Origin of the sequence: Aliiroseovarius sp. PTFE2010 (assembly GCF_049943335.1) — a bacterium.
Lineage (GTDB): Bacteria > Pseudomonadota > Alphaproteobacteria > Rhodobacterales > Rhodobacteraceae > JBNFVY01.
Window position 1 is genome coordinate 13945 of the sequence record NZ_JBNFVY010000011.1, and the last position, 15874, is coordinate 29818.

Annotated in this window: 17 protein-coding genes; 14 read left to right on the plus strand and 3 right to left on the minus strand. The window is 60.5% G+C overall.

Annotation, left to right across the window (positions count from 1 at the left end; translation table 11 throughout):
* The first annotated feature begins 157 nt into the window (after positions 1–157).
* The 11 genes from coxB (at position 158) to ACP2AV_RS13125 (ending at position 10233) form a co-directional block, all read left to right on the plus strand.
* Complete coding sequence (gene coxB / locus ACP2AV_RS13075; RefSeq protein WP_426373203.1) at positions 158–1090, plus strand: cytochrome c oxidase subunit II; 933 nt, start codon at positions 158–160, stop codon at positions 1088–1090.
* Positions 1091–1161: 71 nt separating this feature from the next.
* The gene (cyoE, locus tag ACP2AV_RS13080) at positions 1162–2085 is read left to right on the plus strand and encodes a heme o synthase (RefSeq protein WP_426373204.1); all 924 of its coding nucleotides are present in this window, start codon (positions 1162–1164) and stop codon (positions 2083–2085) included.
* A gap of 3 nt (positions 2086–2088) precedes the next feature.
* Positions 2089–2256 carry a hypothetical protein gene (locus tag ACP2AV_RS13085; RefSeq protein WP_426373205.1) on the plus strand — a complete coding sequence of 56 codons (168 nt, stop codon included), beginning with the start codon at positions 2089–2091 and terminating at the stop codon, positions 2254–2256.
* Entirely contained in the window at positions 2253–2828 is a 576-nt protein-coding gene (locus ACP2AV_RS13090; RefSeq protein ID WP_426373206.1) for a cytochrome c oxidase assembly protein, read from the plus strand. Before ACP2AV_RS13085 ends, ACP2AV_RS13090 begins: the two co-directional genes overlap by 4 nt.
* Positions 2829–2859: 31 nt before the next feature.
* A complete protein-coding gene (locus tag ACP2AV_RS13095; RefSeq protein ID WP_426373207.1) occupies positions 2860–3666 on the plus strand; it encodes a cytochrome c oxidase subunit 3 in 807 nt (268 codons plus the stop codon).
* Between the two features lie 65 nt (positions 3667–3731).
* Positions 3732–4388: an SURF1 family protein gene (locus tag ACP2AV_RS13100; protein WP_426373208.1), complete on the plus strand. Its 657-nt coding sequence runs from the start codon at positions 3732–3734 to the stop codon at positions 4386–4388.
* Between the two features lie 16 nt (positions 4389–4404).
* Positions 4405–5802, plus strand: coding sequence for a threonine synthase (thrC, locus tag ACP2AV_RS13105; protein WP_426373209.1), 1398 nt, complete (start codon positions 4405–4407; stop codon positions 5800–5802).
* A complete protein-coding gene (locus ACP2AV_RS13110; protein ID WP_426373210.1) occupies positions 5799–7058 on the plus strand; it encodes a M16 family metallopeptidase in 1260 nt (419 codons plus the stop codon). Before thrC ends, ACP2AV_RS13110 begins: the two co-directional genes overlap by 4 nt.
* Positions 7058–7642 (plus strand): GNAT family N-acetyltransferase, encoded by a 585-nt coding sequence (locus ACP2AV_RS13115; protein WP_426373211.1) that lies wholly within the window; start codon positions 7058–7060, stop codon positions 7640–7642. Before ACP2AV_RS13110 ends, ACP2AV_RS13115 begins: the two co-directional genes overlap by 1 nt.
* Positions 7643–7745: 103 nt before the next feature.
* On the plus strand, positions 7746–8558 hold the full coding sequence (locus ACP2AV_RS13120) for an MBL fold metallo-hydrolase (protein ID WP_426373212.1): 813 nt from the start codon (positions 7746–7748) through the stop codon (positions 8556–8558).
* Between the two features lie 256 nt (positions 8559–8814).
* A complete protein-coding gene (locus ACP2AV_RS13125) occupies positions 8815–10233 on the plus strand; it encodes an FAD-binding oxidoreductase (protein WP_426373213.1) in 1419 nt (472 codons plus the stop codon).
* Positions 10234–10357: 124 nt separating this feature from the next.
* On the opposite strand, the gene ACP2AV_RS13130 is transcribed toward ACP2AV_RS13125, so the two are convergent.
* Positions 10358–10897 (minus strand): adenine phosphoribosyltransferase, encoded by a 540-nt coding sequence (locus tag ACP2AV_RS13130; RefSeq protein ID WP_426373214.1) that lies wholly within the window; start codon positions 10895–10897, stop codon positions 10358–10360.
* A gap of 472 nt (positions 10898–11369) precedes the next feature.
* The gene (locus ACP2AV_RS13135) at positions 11370–12245 is read right to left on the minus strand and encodes an S-methyl-5'-thioadenosine phosphorylase (RefSeq protein ID WP_426373215.1); all 876 of its coding nucleotides are present in this window, start codon (positions 12243–12245) and stop codon (positions 11370–11372) included.
* A 36-nt stretch (positions 12246–12281) separates the two neighbouring features.
* On the opposite strand from ACP2AV_RS13135, the gene ACP2AV_RS13140 reads away from it, so the two are divergent.
* Together ACP2AV_RS13140 and ACP2AV_RS13145 are read left to right on the plus strand one after the other, a co-directional pair.
* Positions 12282–12950, plus strand: coding sequence for a hypothetical protein (locus ACP2AV_RS13140; protein ID WP_426373216.1), 669 nt, complete (start codon positions 12282–12284; stop codon positions 12948–12950).
* Positions 12951–13040: 90 nt separating this feature from the next.
* The gene (locus tag ACP2AV_RS13145; RefSeq protein WP_426373217.1) at positions 13041–14660 is read left to right on the plus strand and encodes a SulP family inorganic anion transporter; all 1620 of its coding nucleotides are present in this window, start codon (positions 13041–13043) and stop codon (positions 14658–14660) included.
* Between the two features lie 25 nt (positions 14661–14685).
* Here ACP2AV_RS13145 and ACP2AV_RS13150 read toward each other — a convergent pair whose 3' ends face one another.
* Positions 14686–15291: a flavin reductase family protein gene (locus ACP2AV_RS13150; protein ID WP_426373218.1), complete on the minus strand. Its 606-nt coding sequence runs from the start codon at positions 15289–15291 to the stop codon at positions 14686–14688.
* A gap of 77 nt (positions 15292–15368) precedes the next feature.
* Here ACP2AV_RS13150 and ACP2AV_RS13155 point away from each other — a divergent pair, with 77 nt between their 5' ends.
* Positions 15369–15860 (plus strand): GNAT family N-acetyltransferase, encoded by a 492-nt coding sequence (locus ACP2AV_RS13155; RefSeq protein WP_426373219.1) that lies wholly within the window; start codon positions 15369–15371, stop codon positions 15858–15860.
* Positions 15861–15874 lie beyond the last annotated feature (14 nt).

The window sequence follows — 15874 nt, forward strand, 5'->3', positions numbered from 1 at the left end:
AAAAGCGACGGTTTGCCACAACCATATCGCTTGTCCCGCGTGCCCTAATATGGTTTTTGGCGCGCAGGAGACAATGGGATTCCGTCGGAAAGCCTGCGCATCGCCCGGGAGAGGCCGCGCGAACCGGTTGCCGACCATGCCGAAACAGGAAGACATAATGCGTATCAAAGCCGCACTTTCGGGCCTTCTGGCCGCAACCACCGCAACGCTCGCGTCAACCGCCGTCTGGGCGCAGGACGCGATCCAAGGCCTTGAAGTGGTTGGCCGTCCGACCGATGGCGAAATGGGGTTCCAGCCTGCCGGGACAGAACTGGCGCGCGATTTGCAGGGCCTCGATCATCTGATTCTGGTGATCATCACTGTCATCACCGCGTTTGTGGTTGGCCTGATGGCCTTCGCAATCCTGCGCTACAATCGCCGCGCCAACCCGAACCCGTCGACGTTCACTCACAACACACCGATCGAAGTGGCGTGGACGATCATTCCGATCGTGATCTTGGTTTTCATTGGTGCCTTTTCTCTGCCCGTCCTGTTCAAGCAACAGGAAATTCCCGAGGCTGACATCACGATCAAAGTCACAGGCTATCAGTGGTACTGGGGCTATGAATATGTCGATCATGGTTTTGGCTTTGACAGCTATCTGCTTGGCCACCCGGCCACTCTGGGTGATGGCGACGACAACGTAACGCCGTTCGTTAAAGACGCTGAAATGGTCGCCAAGCTTGAGCGCGCCGGCTACAGCAAGGACGACTGGCTGCTGGCCACGGACACAGCCGTCGTGATCCCCGTCGGCAAGACCGTCGTGATGAATGTCACCGGCGCAGATGTGATCCATTCGTGGGCCATCCCTGCGTTCGGCGTAAAGCAGGATGCCGTGCCGGGCCGTATTGCCCAGCTGTGGTTCAAGGCCGAGCGCGAGGGCGTCTATTTCGGGCAATGTTCCGAGCTGTGCGGCAAAGATCACGCCTATATGCCGATCACGGTCAAGGTCGTGTCCGAAGAGGTTTACCAGCAGTGGCTGGACGGCGCGATCGAAGAATACGCCGGTACGCCGCGCGCTTCCACGGTTCAGGTCGCTTCGGCAAACTGACGTAACCCCGCAAGGTTTTGAGCGGGCTGCAGGGGCGGCCCGTTTCTGCTAACCACCGCAAGGTACACGACATGACAGACGCAACGGCACATCAGATAGAGCATGAGGCACGGTTCGGCGATTATGTTGAACTGTTGAAGCCGCGTGTGATGTCTTTGGTCGTGTTCACGGCGCTGGTCGGGCTGATCGTCGCGCCGGTGGGGGTGCACCCGTTCGTCGCGGCCGTGTCCATTTTGTGCATTGCTCTGGGTGGCGGGGCGTCGGGCGCGCTGAACATGTGGTACGATGCCGATATTGACCGCATCATGAAACGCACCAAGGGTCGGCCAATCCCGTCGGGGCGCATCGCGCCGGGCGAAGCTTTGGGCGTTGGCCTGACCCTGTCGGGCTTTGCCGTTGTGTTTCTTGGGCTGGCGGCGAACTGGGTTGCCGCTGGGCTGCTGGCATTCACCATTTTCTTTTATGCCGTCGTCTACACGATTTGGCTGAAGCGCTGGACACCGCAGAATATCGTGATCGGTGGGGCGGCAGGGGCCTTCCCTCCGATGATCGGCTGGGCCGTGGCCACGGGCGGCGTGTCAATCGAATCCGTCCTGATGTTTGCGCTGATCTTTATGTGGACACCGCCGCATTTCTGGGCTCTGGCCCTGTTCATGAAGGCGGATTACGACGAAGCGGGCGTGCCGATGCTGACCAGCACCCATGGTCGCCGTGTGACCCGCAACCACATTCTGGTCTACACCTTGCTGCTGGCGCCGGTGGCGCTTGGGCTGTGTTTCACGTCAATTGCGGGCTGGGCCTATCTGGTCGCCGCGGTGGTTTTGAATGCGGCCTTCGTGCTGGGCGCCGTTCTACTCTGGCGCCGCAACGAAGACGTCGCGGCCGCAGATAATTACAAGGCGGAAAAGAAATTCTTTGCACTGTCTCTGATCTATCTGTTCTTGCATTTCGGCGCGCTGATGATTGATGCGATGCTGCGCGGGTTGGGGGGCTGAACCATGGCGCTCACACGTGATACCGATGTGCACAAGCGCCGCCGCAGCCGCAACCTGGGGTTGGGGTTGGTGCTGCTGGTGATGGCCGCGCTGGTGTTCGGCCTGTCGATCGTCAAGGTTTCGGTGCTTGATCCTTCACGGATCGAATCCAAACAGGAGGCGAGCCAATGACCGGACCGCGCAAAACCGTTGTCATGCTTGTCGGCGTGGTTGTGACCATGGGCGCTTTGGCCTGGGCATCGGTCCCGTTTTATGACTGGTTCTGCCGTGTCACCGGATTTGGCGGCGACACGCTGGTCGCGGATGCGGGCAGCGATGTCGTGTTGGATCAGACCATCAAGGTCCGGTTCGACGCGTCGCTCAACAGCGGCATGCCATGGGAATTCAAACCGGTCGTGCGATCGATGGACCTGCGGATTGGCGAAACCGGGTTGGCCTTTTACGAAGCGTATAACCCGACCGACCGTCCTATTGCCGGAACCGCAGCCTATAACGTAGCCCCGTTCGAAGCGGGCGGCTTTTTCACCAAGATCGACTGCTTCTGTTTCGAAATGCAGGTCCTGCAGCCGGGCGAACGCGTCCAGATGCCGGTTACTTTCTATGTCGATCCGGAAATCGTGACCGACCGCGACGCGAAGTTTGTCAAAGAGATCACGCTGTCTTACACGTTCTATGAAACCGATCTGCCTGAGGAGACGGCGGCGCTCGCCTCTGAAACCGCTCCGACGACAGATCTCAACTGATAATTAACCAAGAAGCCCGACGAGGGAACACATGGCTCACGAAAAGAACCACGACTATCACATTCTGCACCCGTCGATCTGGCCGCTTGTCGGCGCGGTGTCGGCGTTCATCATGCTCTTCGGCGCCGTACTTTGGATGCACGGCATCACGCCCTTCATGTTCCTGATCGGCTTTGGCGGCGTGCTCTACACCATGTACTCTTGGTGGTCTGAGGTGACCCACGAAGGCCAGACCGGCGACCACACCCCGGTCGTGCGGATCGGCCTGCGCTATGGTTTCATCCTTTTCATCATGTCCGAGATCATGTTCTTCGCGGCTTGGTTCTGGAGCTTCTTCAAAAACGCCCTGTACCCGATGGGCCCCAATTCGCCCGCGATTGACGGTGTCTGGCCGCCCACCGGTATCGAAACCTTCGATCCTTGGCACCTGCCGCTGATGAACACGCTGATCCTGCTGTGTTCGGGGGCCGCCGCAACCTGGGCGCACCATGCGATTGCCCACGAAAACAACCGCCGCGACCTGATCAACGGTCTCGCCTTGGCTGTTGTCTTGGGCTTGGTCTTTACGGCCTTCCAGGCATACGAATATTCTCATGCCGCATTTGGTTTTGGCCGCGGCTGTGAGGTATATTGCTCGAACTTCATCTTGCCGACCATGTTCCATGGCGCGCACGTGATCATCGGCACGATCTTCCTTGCGGTGTGCCTGGTGCGGGCCATCAAGGGGCACTTTACCCCCGAACAGCATGTCGGCTTTGAAGCGGCCGCCTGGTACTGGCACTTCGTCGACGTTGTATGGTTGTTCCTCTTCGTCGCGGTCTATGTCTGGGGCAGCTGACCGGCACAGTGAAAACCGAAGCGAACGCGCCCCATCGGGGCGCGTTCTGCATTCAAGAGGTCCATATGATCAAACGTATGATCGTCCCATTGATCCTTGGAATTGGTGGCATTGCCATTCTGGTGTCGCTGGGAACGTGGCAGTTGCGGCGGCTGGAATGGAAACAAGACGTTCTGAGCGAAATCGAAGCGCGTATCGCCGCGCCGCCCGTCCCATTCGCGCAGGCCGAAGGGCCATATGCCCCCGTTTATGCGACAGGCATACTTGGCGGGCCAGAACTGCACGTGCTGGTCAGCCGCAAACAGATCGGCGCGGGATACCGGATCATTCAGGCGCTGGAAACCGAACAGGGCCGGATCATGGTGGACCGCGGATTTGTTCCGGTCGCACAGGTGGACACGCCGCGGCCAACGCAAACCCTGACTGTGACAGGCAACCTGCACGCACCGCAGGATCGCAACAGCTCAACCCCGGAAAATGACGTCGAGGCCAACATCTGGTTCGCGCGCGACGTCACGCAGATGGCCGAGGTTTTGGGGACCCAGCCGGTCTTGCTGATCGCGCGGTCCGACACGGGCCAGGGTGTTGACCCGATGCCGGTTGCCACCGAAAGCATTCCGAACGATCACCTGCAATATGCCATGACATGGTTTTCGCTGGCTGTTGTGTGGTTGGGGATGACACTCTATCTGCTCTGGCGTATCAGGGCCAAAACCGTCTGAGGCAGAGGAAACTGCGTTGAAATATATCTCGACCCGGGGGCAGGCCCCTGCGCTGACATTCGAAGACACGATGCTGACGGGGTTGGCCCGTGACGGGGGGCTGTACGTTCCTGAAACCGTACCGACACTGGACACGGCCGAGATCGCTGCCATGGCCGGCTTGCCCTATGAAGACATCGCGTTCCGGGTGATGCGCCCGTTCGTCAACGACAGCTTCACGGACGACGCATTGCGCGCCATCATCGCGCGCGCCTATGCCGGGTTCCGCCATGATGCGCGCGCGCCTCTGGTGCAATTGGGCCCCAACCATTTCCTGCTCGAACTGTTTCACGGCCCGACCTTGGCCTTCAAGGATTTCGCGATGCAGCTGATTGGCCAGCTGTTTCAGGCGGCCCTGGCCCGGCGTGGCGAACGGGTGACGATTGTCGGCGCGACGTCGGGCGATACCGGCAGTGCAGCGATCGAGGCATTCAAAGGGCTGGACAACGTGGATGTGTTCATCCTGTTCCCGCACGGCGGCGTCTCTGAAGTGCAGCGCCGCCAGATGACGACGCCGGATGAAAGCAACGTGCATGCGTTGGCGATGGATGGCGACTTTGACGATTGCCAGGCTGCGCTGAAAGAGATGTTTGCCGACGACGATTTTCGCGATGGCGTGCGACTGGCGGCAGTCAACAGCATCAACTGGGCCCGCGTGCTTGCGCAGGTTGTTTACTATTTTTCGTCGGCGGTCTCACTTGGAGCGCCGCACCGCAAGGTCAGCTTCACTGTTCCCACCGGAAATTTCGGCGATATCTTCGCAGGGTATATCGCCAAGCAGATGGGGCTGCCTATCGACCGTTTGGTGATCGCGACCAATCAGAACAACATCCTGCACCGGGCATTGGAAACCAGCCACTACGCGAAAAAGGGTGTGGTGCCGTCGATCAGCCCGTCAATGGATATCGAAGTCAGCTCGAACTTTGAGCGCGCCTTGTTCTACGCCTGTGGACGTGACGGCGGGGCGGTGACCCGACTGATGGGCGATCTGAAAAAAACGGGCGAATTTGTGATCGGAAACGAAGCAATGGGCGCGCTGAAGCAACACTATGATAGTGGCTATCTGTCCGAAGAGGGCACATCGGCAGTGATCGCGCGTGCCATGACGGCCACCGGCGAAATCCTGTGCCCGCATTCCGCGATCGCGGTCGGGATCGGGCAAGAGGCAGCCGCGCGCGCGCCCGAAATCCCGATGATCTCGCTTGCGACGGCCCATCCGGCCAAGTTCCCCGATGCGGTCAACGCGGCGACGGGACATCACCCGGACTTGCCGCCGCACATGGCCGATATCTTCGACAAGGAAGAGCGCGTCACCCGCGTGCCCAACGACCTTGCGCATCTGAAATCCCTAATCCGCGAGCGTACCCGCACATGACGGTTCAGCAGCATACCCTGTCCAATGGGTTCCGTGTCGTGACCGAGCATATGCCGGGTCTGCAATCCGCCTCACTTGGTGTGTGGGTGCAGGCCGGCGGGCGCCACGAACGGATCGAACAGAATGGTATCGCGCATTTTCTGGAACATATGGCCTTTAAAGGGACCAAGCGCCGTAGCCCGTTGGAAATTGCCGAAGCGCTGGAAGATGTCGGGGGCTACCTGAACGCTTATACCAGCCGCGAGATGACCGCATATTATGCCCGGATTTTGCAGGCGGATGTGGGGCTGGCGCTGGATGTGATCGCGGACATCATCCTTAACTCTACCTTCGATCCGCGTGAGCTGGAAGTTGAACGGGGCGTGATCTTGCAAGAGATCGGGCAAGCCCTGGATACGCCCGACGACATTATTTTCGACTGGCTTCAAGAGGTCAGTTACCCCGACCAGCCAATGGGCCGTACCATTCTTGGCCCGGCCGAGCTTATCCGTGGATTTTCGCGCACCGACCTGCAGGGCTTTGTGGGCGAGCATTATTCCCCCGAACGGATGATCCTGTCTGCAGCCGGTGCGGTGGATCACGACACGCTTGTGCGCGAAGCTGAACGGCTCTTCGGGCACCTTGAACGCCATGAGACACCCTCAGTCATCGCATCGACCTTTACGTCGGGTGAACACCGCCAGATCAAGGATCTGGAGCAGGTGCATCTGGCCATGGCGTTCGAAGGGCCGAGCTACCGCAACGATACGATCTATGCGGCGCAGGTTGCTTCGACGGCGCTTGGCGGGGGAATGTCGTCGCGCCTGTTTCAGGAAATCCGCGAAAAGCGGGGCCTTTGCTATACGGTTTTCGCCCAGACCGCCGCGTATTCTGACACCGGCCAGATGACGGTGTACGCAGGCACCTCGGCCGAGCAGGTACAGCAACTGGCCGAGGTCACGATTGATGAATTGAAGCGGGCCGCGTGCGAAATGCGCCCCGACGAAATCGCGCGCGCCCGTGCCCAGATGAAAGCCGGTTTGCTGATGGGGCTTGAAAGCCCGTCCAGCCGGGCCGAACGGCTGGCGCGCATGGTGGCCATTTGGGGCCGGGTTCCGCCGCTTGCCGAAACCATCGCGCACATTGATTCGGTGACCACGGGCGATGTGCGCGCGCAGGCCGAGGGTTTGGCTACGCAGGGCATGTCACTGGCCGTTTATGGGCCGGGCGATGCCACGCCATCCCTGGAGGCGCTGCGCGAAAGGATCGCTGCCTGATGCTGCGCCCGAAACGCAAGGTTCGGATTGAAACAGAGCGCATGAGCCTGCGCCTTCCCGCACACGGCGATTTTCGCGGGTGGAGCGATTTGCGTCGAAACAGCGCCGATTTCCTGATCCCGTGGGAGCCGACCTGGTCCAAGGACCATCTAACCCGCAAGGGGTTCACCAACAGGGTGTATTGGGCCCAACGATCAGCGAACAATGATGCGGCGTTGCCTCTGTTCCTGTTTCGCCGTGATGATCAGGTCTTGCTGGGTGCGATCACGCTGGACCACATTCGCCACGGTCCGGCGCAGGCGGGTACGCTGGGCTATTGGATCGGTGCCGAGTTCGCCCGGCAGGGGTACATGCGCGAGGGGATCAGGGCCGTGGTCCACTATGCGTTTGAAACCATGGGATTGAGCCGCATCGAAGCGGCGTGCTTGCCGGAAAATGTCGCTTCGCGCGGGGTTCTGGAAAAATCCGGATTCAAATACGAAGGCGTCGCGCAGAGTTACCTGCAGATCAACGGCCGGTGGCGCAACCATGTGCTCTATGCCAATCTGCGCGGCGATCGGCGCGGGCGCACCGACATCGGCTGAGCTGCCCATATCCAAGGCGCAGCCGTGCACAGTGGCGTGAAAAACACACGCTACGGGTGACAGACCATCCAGCGCCGCTATCGTTGGGTCAGGAGGTTGCCCAATGTTTCGATTTGTCTGTGCAATTGTCTTTGGTGTGATCGCAACGCCGCTTGTCGCGCAGGACCGGATCCCCAGCCATTGCATCGCGCTCAGCCACGCGGCGGGGGGAAAGTACCTGCATCGGGCGGCCGTCACCGCCCCGCTGCCGGATGCGCAAACCGTACGTATCCGCTATTTGGATCATGCGATGTTTCTGATCGAAGCGGGGAACACGTCGGTCGCAACGGATTTCACCGGTTATCTCGGGCCGACGACCTTTTTGCCGGACGTTGTGACCATGAATCATGCACATTCAAGCCATTGGACAGCGATGGTTCCCGAAGGCATTGCGCATGTCCTGCCCGGTTGGGGCGCCGAATTCGGGGCGGGCGTGGATTACCATTTGGACCTTGGGGACATGGTCGTGCGCAATGTTTCGACTGACATTCGGTCGATGGGCGGGGTGGAAAAGAACGGCAATTCCATTTTCATTTTCGAAGTCGGCGGGTTGTGCATCGGGCATCTGGGCCATCTGCATCACGAACCGTCGGCCGAACAATACGCGGCAATTGGCCGGCTGGACGTTGTCCTGGCGCCCGTCGATGGGGGAATGACCGTGCCGATTGACACGATGATTTCCATTTTGCAGCGGCTCAAATCGTCGATCGTAATTCCGATGCACTGGTTTGGGCGCGCAAATCTGCAGGATTCCCTGGTCGGGATGAGCAATGATTTTCAGGTTGTGCGGCTTGAAGGAAACATGCTGGAGGTAGGATTGCACAAGTTGCCTGGAAGGCCCACCGTGATGGTTCTCGAGCCTGCGTATTTACAGTGACGGCTTGGGATGCGCGGCTGCGCGCCGTCAATTCGGGTAAGATCGGCAAGCTGCAGATGTTCGCAATTTGCGCCGGACTGACCACGCCGGGGTCGCCAACAAGCGCGGTGCATAGTTCGTCTGGCAACGCGATGTTCGACGCCCCGGGTCATTGTGCGAAAAACCGGGTGGTGGATAAAAAATTGCTACATTTGCGCGGTTCTGCGCTCTTGTCCCGTTCACCGCAGCGTGGTTTTGATTGCGCAAGGAGACGTGAATGACCCTGAGCCCAGCTGATGCCTCATTTTGTGACCAATTACACAGCCTTCTACCCGCCGGCACACTGCGCGCGGTCGAGCCGCGCGACCTGGAAGAGCCGCGTGGACGCGTCACAGGGCACGCAGGCGCCGTCGCCATTCCTGCCACGACCGACGAGGTGGCGACAATCGTCCGTGCCTGCGCGCACGCGCGTGTCGGCATCGTTCCGATTGGTGGCGGGACTGGCCTTGTGCAGGGGCAGATCATGGCGGACGGCCCTGCGCCCTTGCTTATGTCGCTTGAACGGATGGGGGCGATCCGTGCGATCTATCCGCAGGAAAACGTGTTGGTCGCCGAAGCGGGGGCCATCCTTGCCGATATCCAGTCGGCCGCAGAAGGGGCAGGGCGCATTTTCCCCCTGTCGTTGGCCTCGGAAGGATCGTGCCGGATCGGGGGCAATCTGTCGACGAACGCGGGCGGGTTGAATGTGCTGCGCTACGGAAATGCGCGCGATCTCTGTCTGGGTCTGGAAGCGGTTCTGCCGGATGGCTCGATCTGGAACGGGCTGAAGCGCTTGCGCAAGGACAACACGGGGTACGACCTGCGCAACCTGTTGATCGGTGCTGAAGGTACGCTGGGGATCATTACAGCGGCTTCCCTGCGCTTGTTTGCAAAGCCGGCGTGCCTTGGAACAGCGCTTTTTGTCGTTCCGTCGCCACAAGCCGCTCTGGATCTTTTTGCGCTGGCCAATGATCTTGCCGGCGGGGCGATATCGGCCTTTGAGCTGATCAGCGGACAGGGGCTGCGGTTTCTGGACGAAACCGTGCCCGATCTTCGTCTGCCCTATGACACGCCGCCTGACTGGATGGTGCTGATCGAGCTGGGGCTGCCCGATGGGCAAGACCCCGCGGACGTGTTCGAAGCGCTTTTTTTGGCAGCGCTGTCGCGCGGTATGACAACTGACGGCATCATCGCCCAGTCCGACACACAGGCGCGCGACCTCTGGGCCGTGCGCGAAACCATACCCGTGGCCAACAGACGGATCGGCGCGATCGCCTCGCATGACATTTCGCTGCCCCTGTCGGCCATTCCGCACTTTATCGATCAGGCAAACGGCGCCCTGCAGCGTTATGGCGATATTCGGATCAACTGTTTCGGCCATTTGGGCGACGGCAATCTGCATTTCAACGCCTTCCCGGCCAAGGGGCGTGACCGGGCAGACTATGCGGCTATTCGCGATGATATCACGCGCACCGTTCATGATCTTGTGCAAGACTTTGACGGCTCGTTCAGTGCCGAACACGGGGTGGGCCGCTTGAAGGTGGACGATCTGGAGCGTTACGGTGATCCGGGCAAGCTGGGCGCGATGCGGGCAATCAAAGCGGCGCTTGATCCCGCTGGAATCATGAACCCCGGTGCGGTGCTCCGCCTGAGGTGAAACGGTGAACGCCCTGCCGGGGGGTGGCAGGGCGTTCGATGTGATAACTTCATATGTGGTGCAAACAGCGTCGGAGGCTCCCATCCGACTGGGTCTTTATAGCGTGTAGATGTTGCCAAATGGTTCACGCGCCATCGTATGCGCACAACGAATGAACGTCGTAGCCGAGGGTCGCCAGTTTTTTGCGCCCGCCCAGATCGGGCAGATCGATCACGAAGGCACAGGCGACAATTTCGCCCCCAAGTTGTTCGATCAACTTGATCCCGGCTTCTGCGGTGCCACCTGTCGCCAAAAGGTCATCGACGATCAGAATACGTTCACCGGCTTCGATCGCATCGTCGTGCAATTCCACCTCGGCTTGCCCATATTCCAGCGTATAGGTTTGGGAAATCACGGTGCCGGGCAGTTTTCCCGCCTTGCGGACGGGGACAAAACCGACCGACAACTGGTGCGCGACTGCGCCGCCAAGGATGAAGCCACGCGCTTCCAGACCGACCACCTTGTCGATTTTCTGCCCGACATAGGGCGCAAGCAGTTGATCGACAGCCAATCGAAAGCCGCGCGCATCGCCAAACAGGGTGGTCACGTCGCGAAACATGATGCCTTCATGGGGGAAATCGGGAATGGTCCGGATGTAGTCTTTGACGGTCTTGGCAGGTGACATGCGGCCTCGCTGTTTTCGTTCGCCCCCAAGTGTTAGCGTGGTGGTCGCGCAGCGCAAGGTGCTGGCCCGGTTTGGCCGCGTTGATATGCACCCAAGCATAGTTTTCCCACGCCCCAGCGAAAGAGCTCTCGCTTTCTGCCAGACCGCCCCCGACCGATTGTCGATCAGTCCCGTTTTGATGGCGTCGCGATGGCGGTCGCCTTGCAGGACCGCGATGTACGGGCCTTTGCCGACTATCGCATGCTGATCAACGGGAAGGTCCGACAGGCCGTCGATTTGGATTTTGTTGCCCCATTCTCCGTTGGGTTTTGATGTCGAAATGTGCCGATGCAAAGACCTGGGTCGCCCCGCTTGCCTGACCCGTTGCGACTGCCTGGGTGTCCAGCGTCGTGTCTGCTTCAACGCGGTCCTTTCAAAACGCGAAAGGCATAGGGGAAAGGCGGGCGGCAGGGTTCACCGATTGCAGGCTACCTTACGTGTTCAGCACACGCCCGGCGACGGCATCCAGCTTGGCGACAAGGTCGGGATCGCGTTTGTCAGGGCTGGTCATCATGGCAAATTCCAATGCCCTATCGCAGCCACAGGGGCAGGGCGCATGGGGGCCCAGATCATCGGGCAAACGCGCCACCAGACCCTTGGCGTTCGCGCTGTTGGCGCCAAGCGTGGCGATGATATCGCTGATATCGACCGCGCCGTGATCCGGGTGCCAGCTATCGAAATCGGTGATCATGGCGACGCTGGCGTAGCACATTTCCGCCTCGCGGGCCAATTTCGCCTCGGGCATGTTGGTCATGCCGATCACGTCGCAGCCCCAACTGTCGCGGTACATCTTCGATTCCGCGATCGAGCTGAACTGCGGCCCTTCCATCGCCAAATAGGTGCCGCCTTTGTGGACCGTTACCCCTTGGGCCTTTGCCGCGATCACGCAGGCATCTGCCAAACGCTCGCACACCGGGTGGGCCACCGATACATGCGCCACACAGCCGGTGCCAAAGAAGCTTTTCTCGCGCGCGAAGGTTCGGTCGATGAACTGATCGACCACCACGAAATGGCCCGGGGCCATCTCTTCGCGAAAGCTGCCACAGGCTGATACGGATACGACATCCGTTACCCCCAGCCGTTTCAGCGCGTCGATGTTGGCGCGATAAGGGACGGTGCTGGGCGAATGCACATGTCCGCGCCCGTGCCGGGGCAGAAAGGCCATCTGCGTGCCATCCAGCGTCCCGGTCAGGATCTGGTCCGACGGCGCACCCCAAGGGCTGTCCACCGTTTTCCACGCGGCCCCTTCCAATGCGTCGATCTCATATACGCCCGAGCCGCCGATAATGCCGATCACCCTGTCTGTCATGCGTAACCTCCTGATTTTCAGGCAGGATGGCGTCTCATGGCCCAGAAGGAAAGCCACGAAGCGGACAAAAATCCGCCCGGGTTGTGGAATAAGGTCCTGGTGATGAGGTTTTTTGACGCGATCGAGTTTTTGCCAAGGCCGACCATTCGCTTGCTGGCGCCGTCGTTGGTGGCCTTTGCGGTGTTCCTTTTGCTTGACGGTTTGCCTGTGGCATTCATGGGGCAGGGGGCATCCGTTGTTGGGCTGGCCGCGACCGCTGGGATGATGTTGCTCTTGGCCCGCAATGCGCCCTTTGCTTTCATACGTGCACGGCAATTGGGCGCGTTGGGTTTTTTCACCGTTATCGTGGTGACGGTGCCGATCGCCGCGTTGAGCGCGGCCTTGTGGTTGACCGATACGCAAATTCAGCTGCTCTGGATGGCGGCGCTGGCCGCCTATGCGTTCTTGACGGCGACCCTGGCGTTGTCCTCATCCGACGCCGAAATCCGGCGTCTGCCCACCCGCTGGTCCGATGATCCGGTGTTTGCGCGCGTCGCCATCAATATTCAGGCCGTGGTCTGGGCGGGGCTTGTCGTCTTGGCCGCCGACATGTACGGGCGCGCGGCGCTGGCCGATTGGGTTGCGGTTATGACGCTGGGCAATATCGCGGCGTACTACCTGCGTGAATTATTAGTGATCATGATCGTCATGCGCAGCTACGACTAACCAAGCTTGGCAAGGCTGCGTGGGGGGTTCAGTTTTGCTGCGTGTCCTGCTATGGCAGCGCAAACACCATACGCATTCCCGGAAAAAAACGTGATCAAATCGACGCTGGCATCTTTTGCCGACCGCCTTTCCATTCCCGCATCGACATCGGCACTGACCCCCGCGCAGGCCAAAACAGACGTACTGTCGGGTCTGACCGTGGCGCTGGCACTGGTACCCGAAGCGGTGGCCTTTGCCTTTGTGGCCGGGGTGCACCCGCTGGTCGGGCTCTATGCGGCCTTTATCGTCGGACTGATTACCGCGGTGATTGGCGGCAGGCCGGGCATGATTTCCGGTGCGACCGGGGCTTTGGCCGTGGTCATGGTGGCCTTGGTGGCCGACCACGGGGTGGAATACCTGTTCGCCACGGTGGTTCTGATGGGCGTGATGCAGATTGCGGCGGGCATATTCCGGCTGGGCAAGTTCATCCGCCTGGTGCCACATCCGGTTATGCTGGGCTTTGTGAACGGCTTGGCGATCGTGATTTTCCTGGCGCAGATGACCCAGTTCAAGGTGCCCGGCACGGCCGAGGCTGCGGGCCATGGCGTGTCTGGCGGAGACTGGCTGACCGGCGTGCCGCTGTTGCTGATGCTGGGACTGGTGGGGCTGACGATGGCGGTGATCCATTTCCTGCCCAAGGTCACCACAACCATCCCCGCGCCGCTGGCTGGGATTGCCTTGACTGCGCTGATCGTGATTGTCTTCGGGATCGACGTGCCCCGGGTGGGCGACATGGCGTCGATCGAAGGTGGGTTCCCGCCCTTCCATATACCTTCCGTACCGCTGACCTTTGAGACGCTCGAGATTATTTTTCCCTATGCGTTGATCCTGGCGGCCATCGGTCTGATCGAAAGCCTGCTGACCCTGAACCTGGTGGGCGAAATCAAGGGCGAGCGTGGCGGCGCCAGCCAGGAATGTGTGGCCCAGGGTGTGGCCAACACCGTCACCGGCTTTTTCGGCGGCATGGGCGGCTGCGCGATGATCGGGCAGTCGATGATCAACGTGAAATCGGGTGGGCGCACGCGCCTGTCGGGCATTTCCGCGGCGCTGTTCCTGCTGGCCTTTATTGTGGTGGCATCGCCGCTCATCGAACAGATCCCGCTGGCCGCGCTGGTTGGCGTGATGTTCATGGTCGTCATCGGGACCTTTGCCTGGAATTCGATATCCATCCTGACCAAGGTGCCCCGCATTGACGCCTTCGTGATCCTGCTTGTCACCGTGGTCACCGTGCTTGAGGATCTGGCTGTTGCCGTGGTGGTGGGCGTCATCGTGTCGGCGCTGGCTTATGCGTGGCAGAACGCATCGCGCATCCATGCCCGCACGTACGAGACCCCCGAAGGCGCAAAGGTCTACCAGGTCCAAGGCCCGCTGTTCTTTGGTTCAGCAGAAGGGTTCCTTGAGCTTTTCGACCCGGCCGGCGATCCGTCGATGGTGGTGGTCGATTTTGCTGACAGCCGGGTGGCCGATCAGTCGGCGCTGACGGCGATCGAATCCCTGGCTGCAAAATACGAGGCGGCGGGCAAGAAGGTGCAGCTGCGCCACCTGAGCCGCGACTGTCATCGCCTATTGACTAGGGCAGGCCAATTGATGGTCGATAGTGACGACGACCCTGACTATCAGGTCGCGACAGATTACGGCGTGCGCACCGGGGCCCTGGGCGCCGGACACTGACGCGGCGGACACTGACGCGGCGGACTTATTCGCCGGGTCGCTTCAGGCTGAACAATTCGGTCACCCGCGCATAGTCGCGATACCCCAACCGGCTGAGCGGCTGAAAGGTCGTGACGTCGAACACCCCGTCTTTCACGCAGTCATCGCGCAAATGGACGCCGGTCACTTCGCCCAGAACCATGATGTTCGTGTGGCCTTCAAGATCAACAATTTGGGTCAGCCGGCATTCCAGCGCGGCCGGTGCTTTGGCCACAAAGGCACAATCGATCGTCTGGGCATTCGCCTTTTCCAGAGCCGCCATTTCGAATTCGTCCTGCTCAGCAGCCCATGGCCCTGACGTGACATTCATTGCATCGCGCATCGCATATTCTACAATGTTCACGCAGAACACGCCGGTATCGCGGATATTCGCAACGCTGTCCTTGCCAAATTCGCGGTCCTCTTTGCCGCTGGTCGATGCGAACATGACCTGCGGCGGCGAATAAGCGACAGCATTGAAAAACGAATAGGGTGCCAGGTTGTCCCGCCCATCCTTGCCGCGCGTCGATATCCAGCCGATCGGCCGGGGTGTAACGATCGCATTGAACGGATTATGGGGCAGGCCATGCCCTTCGGCGGGTTTATAGAACATAAGGGCTCCTTTGCGTGCGTTGCCCCCCACATAGTGCCGTGCTAGCCCTTGTGCCAGTCAAAATCCGGGCAGGCCAAGTGTTCACGATCACACAGGAAACACGCGACGATTGGTGGGAAGTCGAGGCGCTTTACGATTTGTGCTTCGCCCCGGGCCGCGAGGCACTTTCGTCGTATCGTTTGCGTGACGGGGTCGATCCGGTCGCGGCCCTGTGCCTTGTCGCGCGAGACAGGGAAGGCGGGGTCGCGGGGGCCATTCGCTTCTGGCCGGTGCGCATTGGCAAGGCCAAGGCCCTGCTGCTGGGCCCTGTGGCCGTCCACCCGACGCACCAGGGCGAAGGCCTGGGCGCCTTGCTCATTCAGGATGGCGTCGAACGGGCGGCGGGCGCGGGATGGGACAGGGTCATGCTGGTGGGCGACGCGCCGTATTACAGCCGCTATGGCTTTCACAAATTGCCCCATGTATCGATGCCGCCGCCCACCAATCCTGACCGGGTTCTGGGCCTGGAACTGACGGACGGCAGTTGGGCGAACGTGGCGGGGCAAGTTACCCGCTTGGACGCGCCCTGACTTGCCCGAAGGCG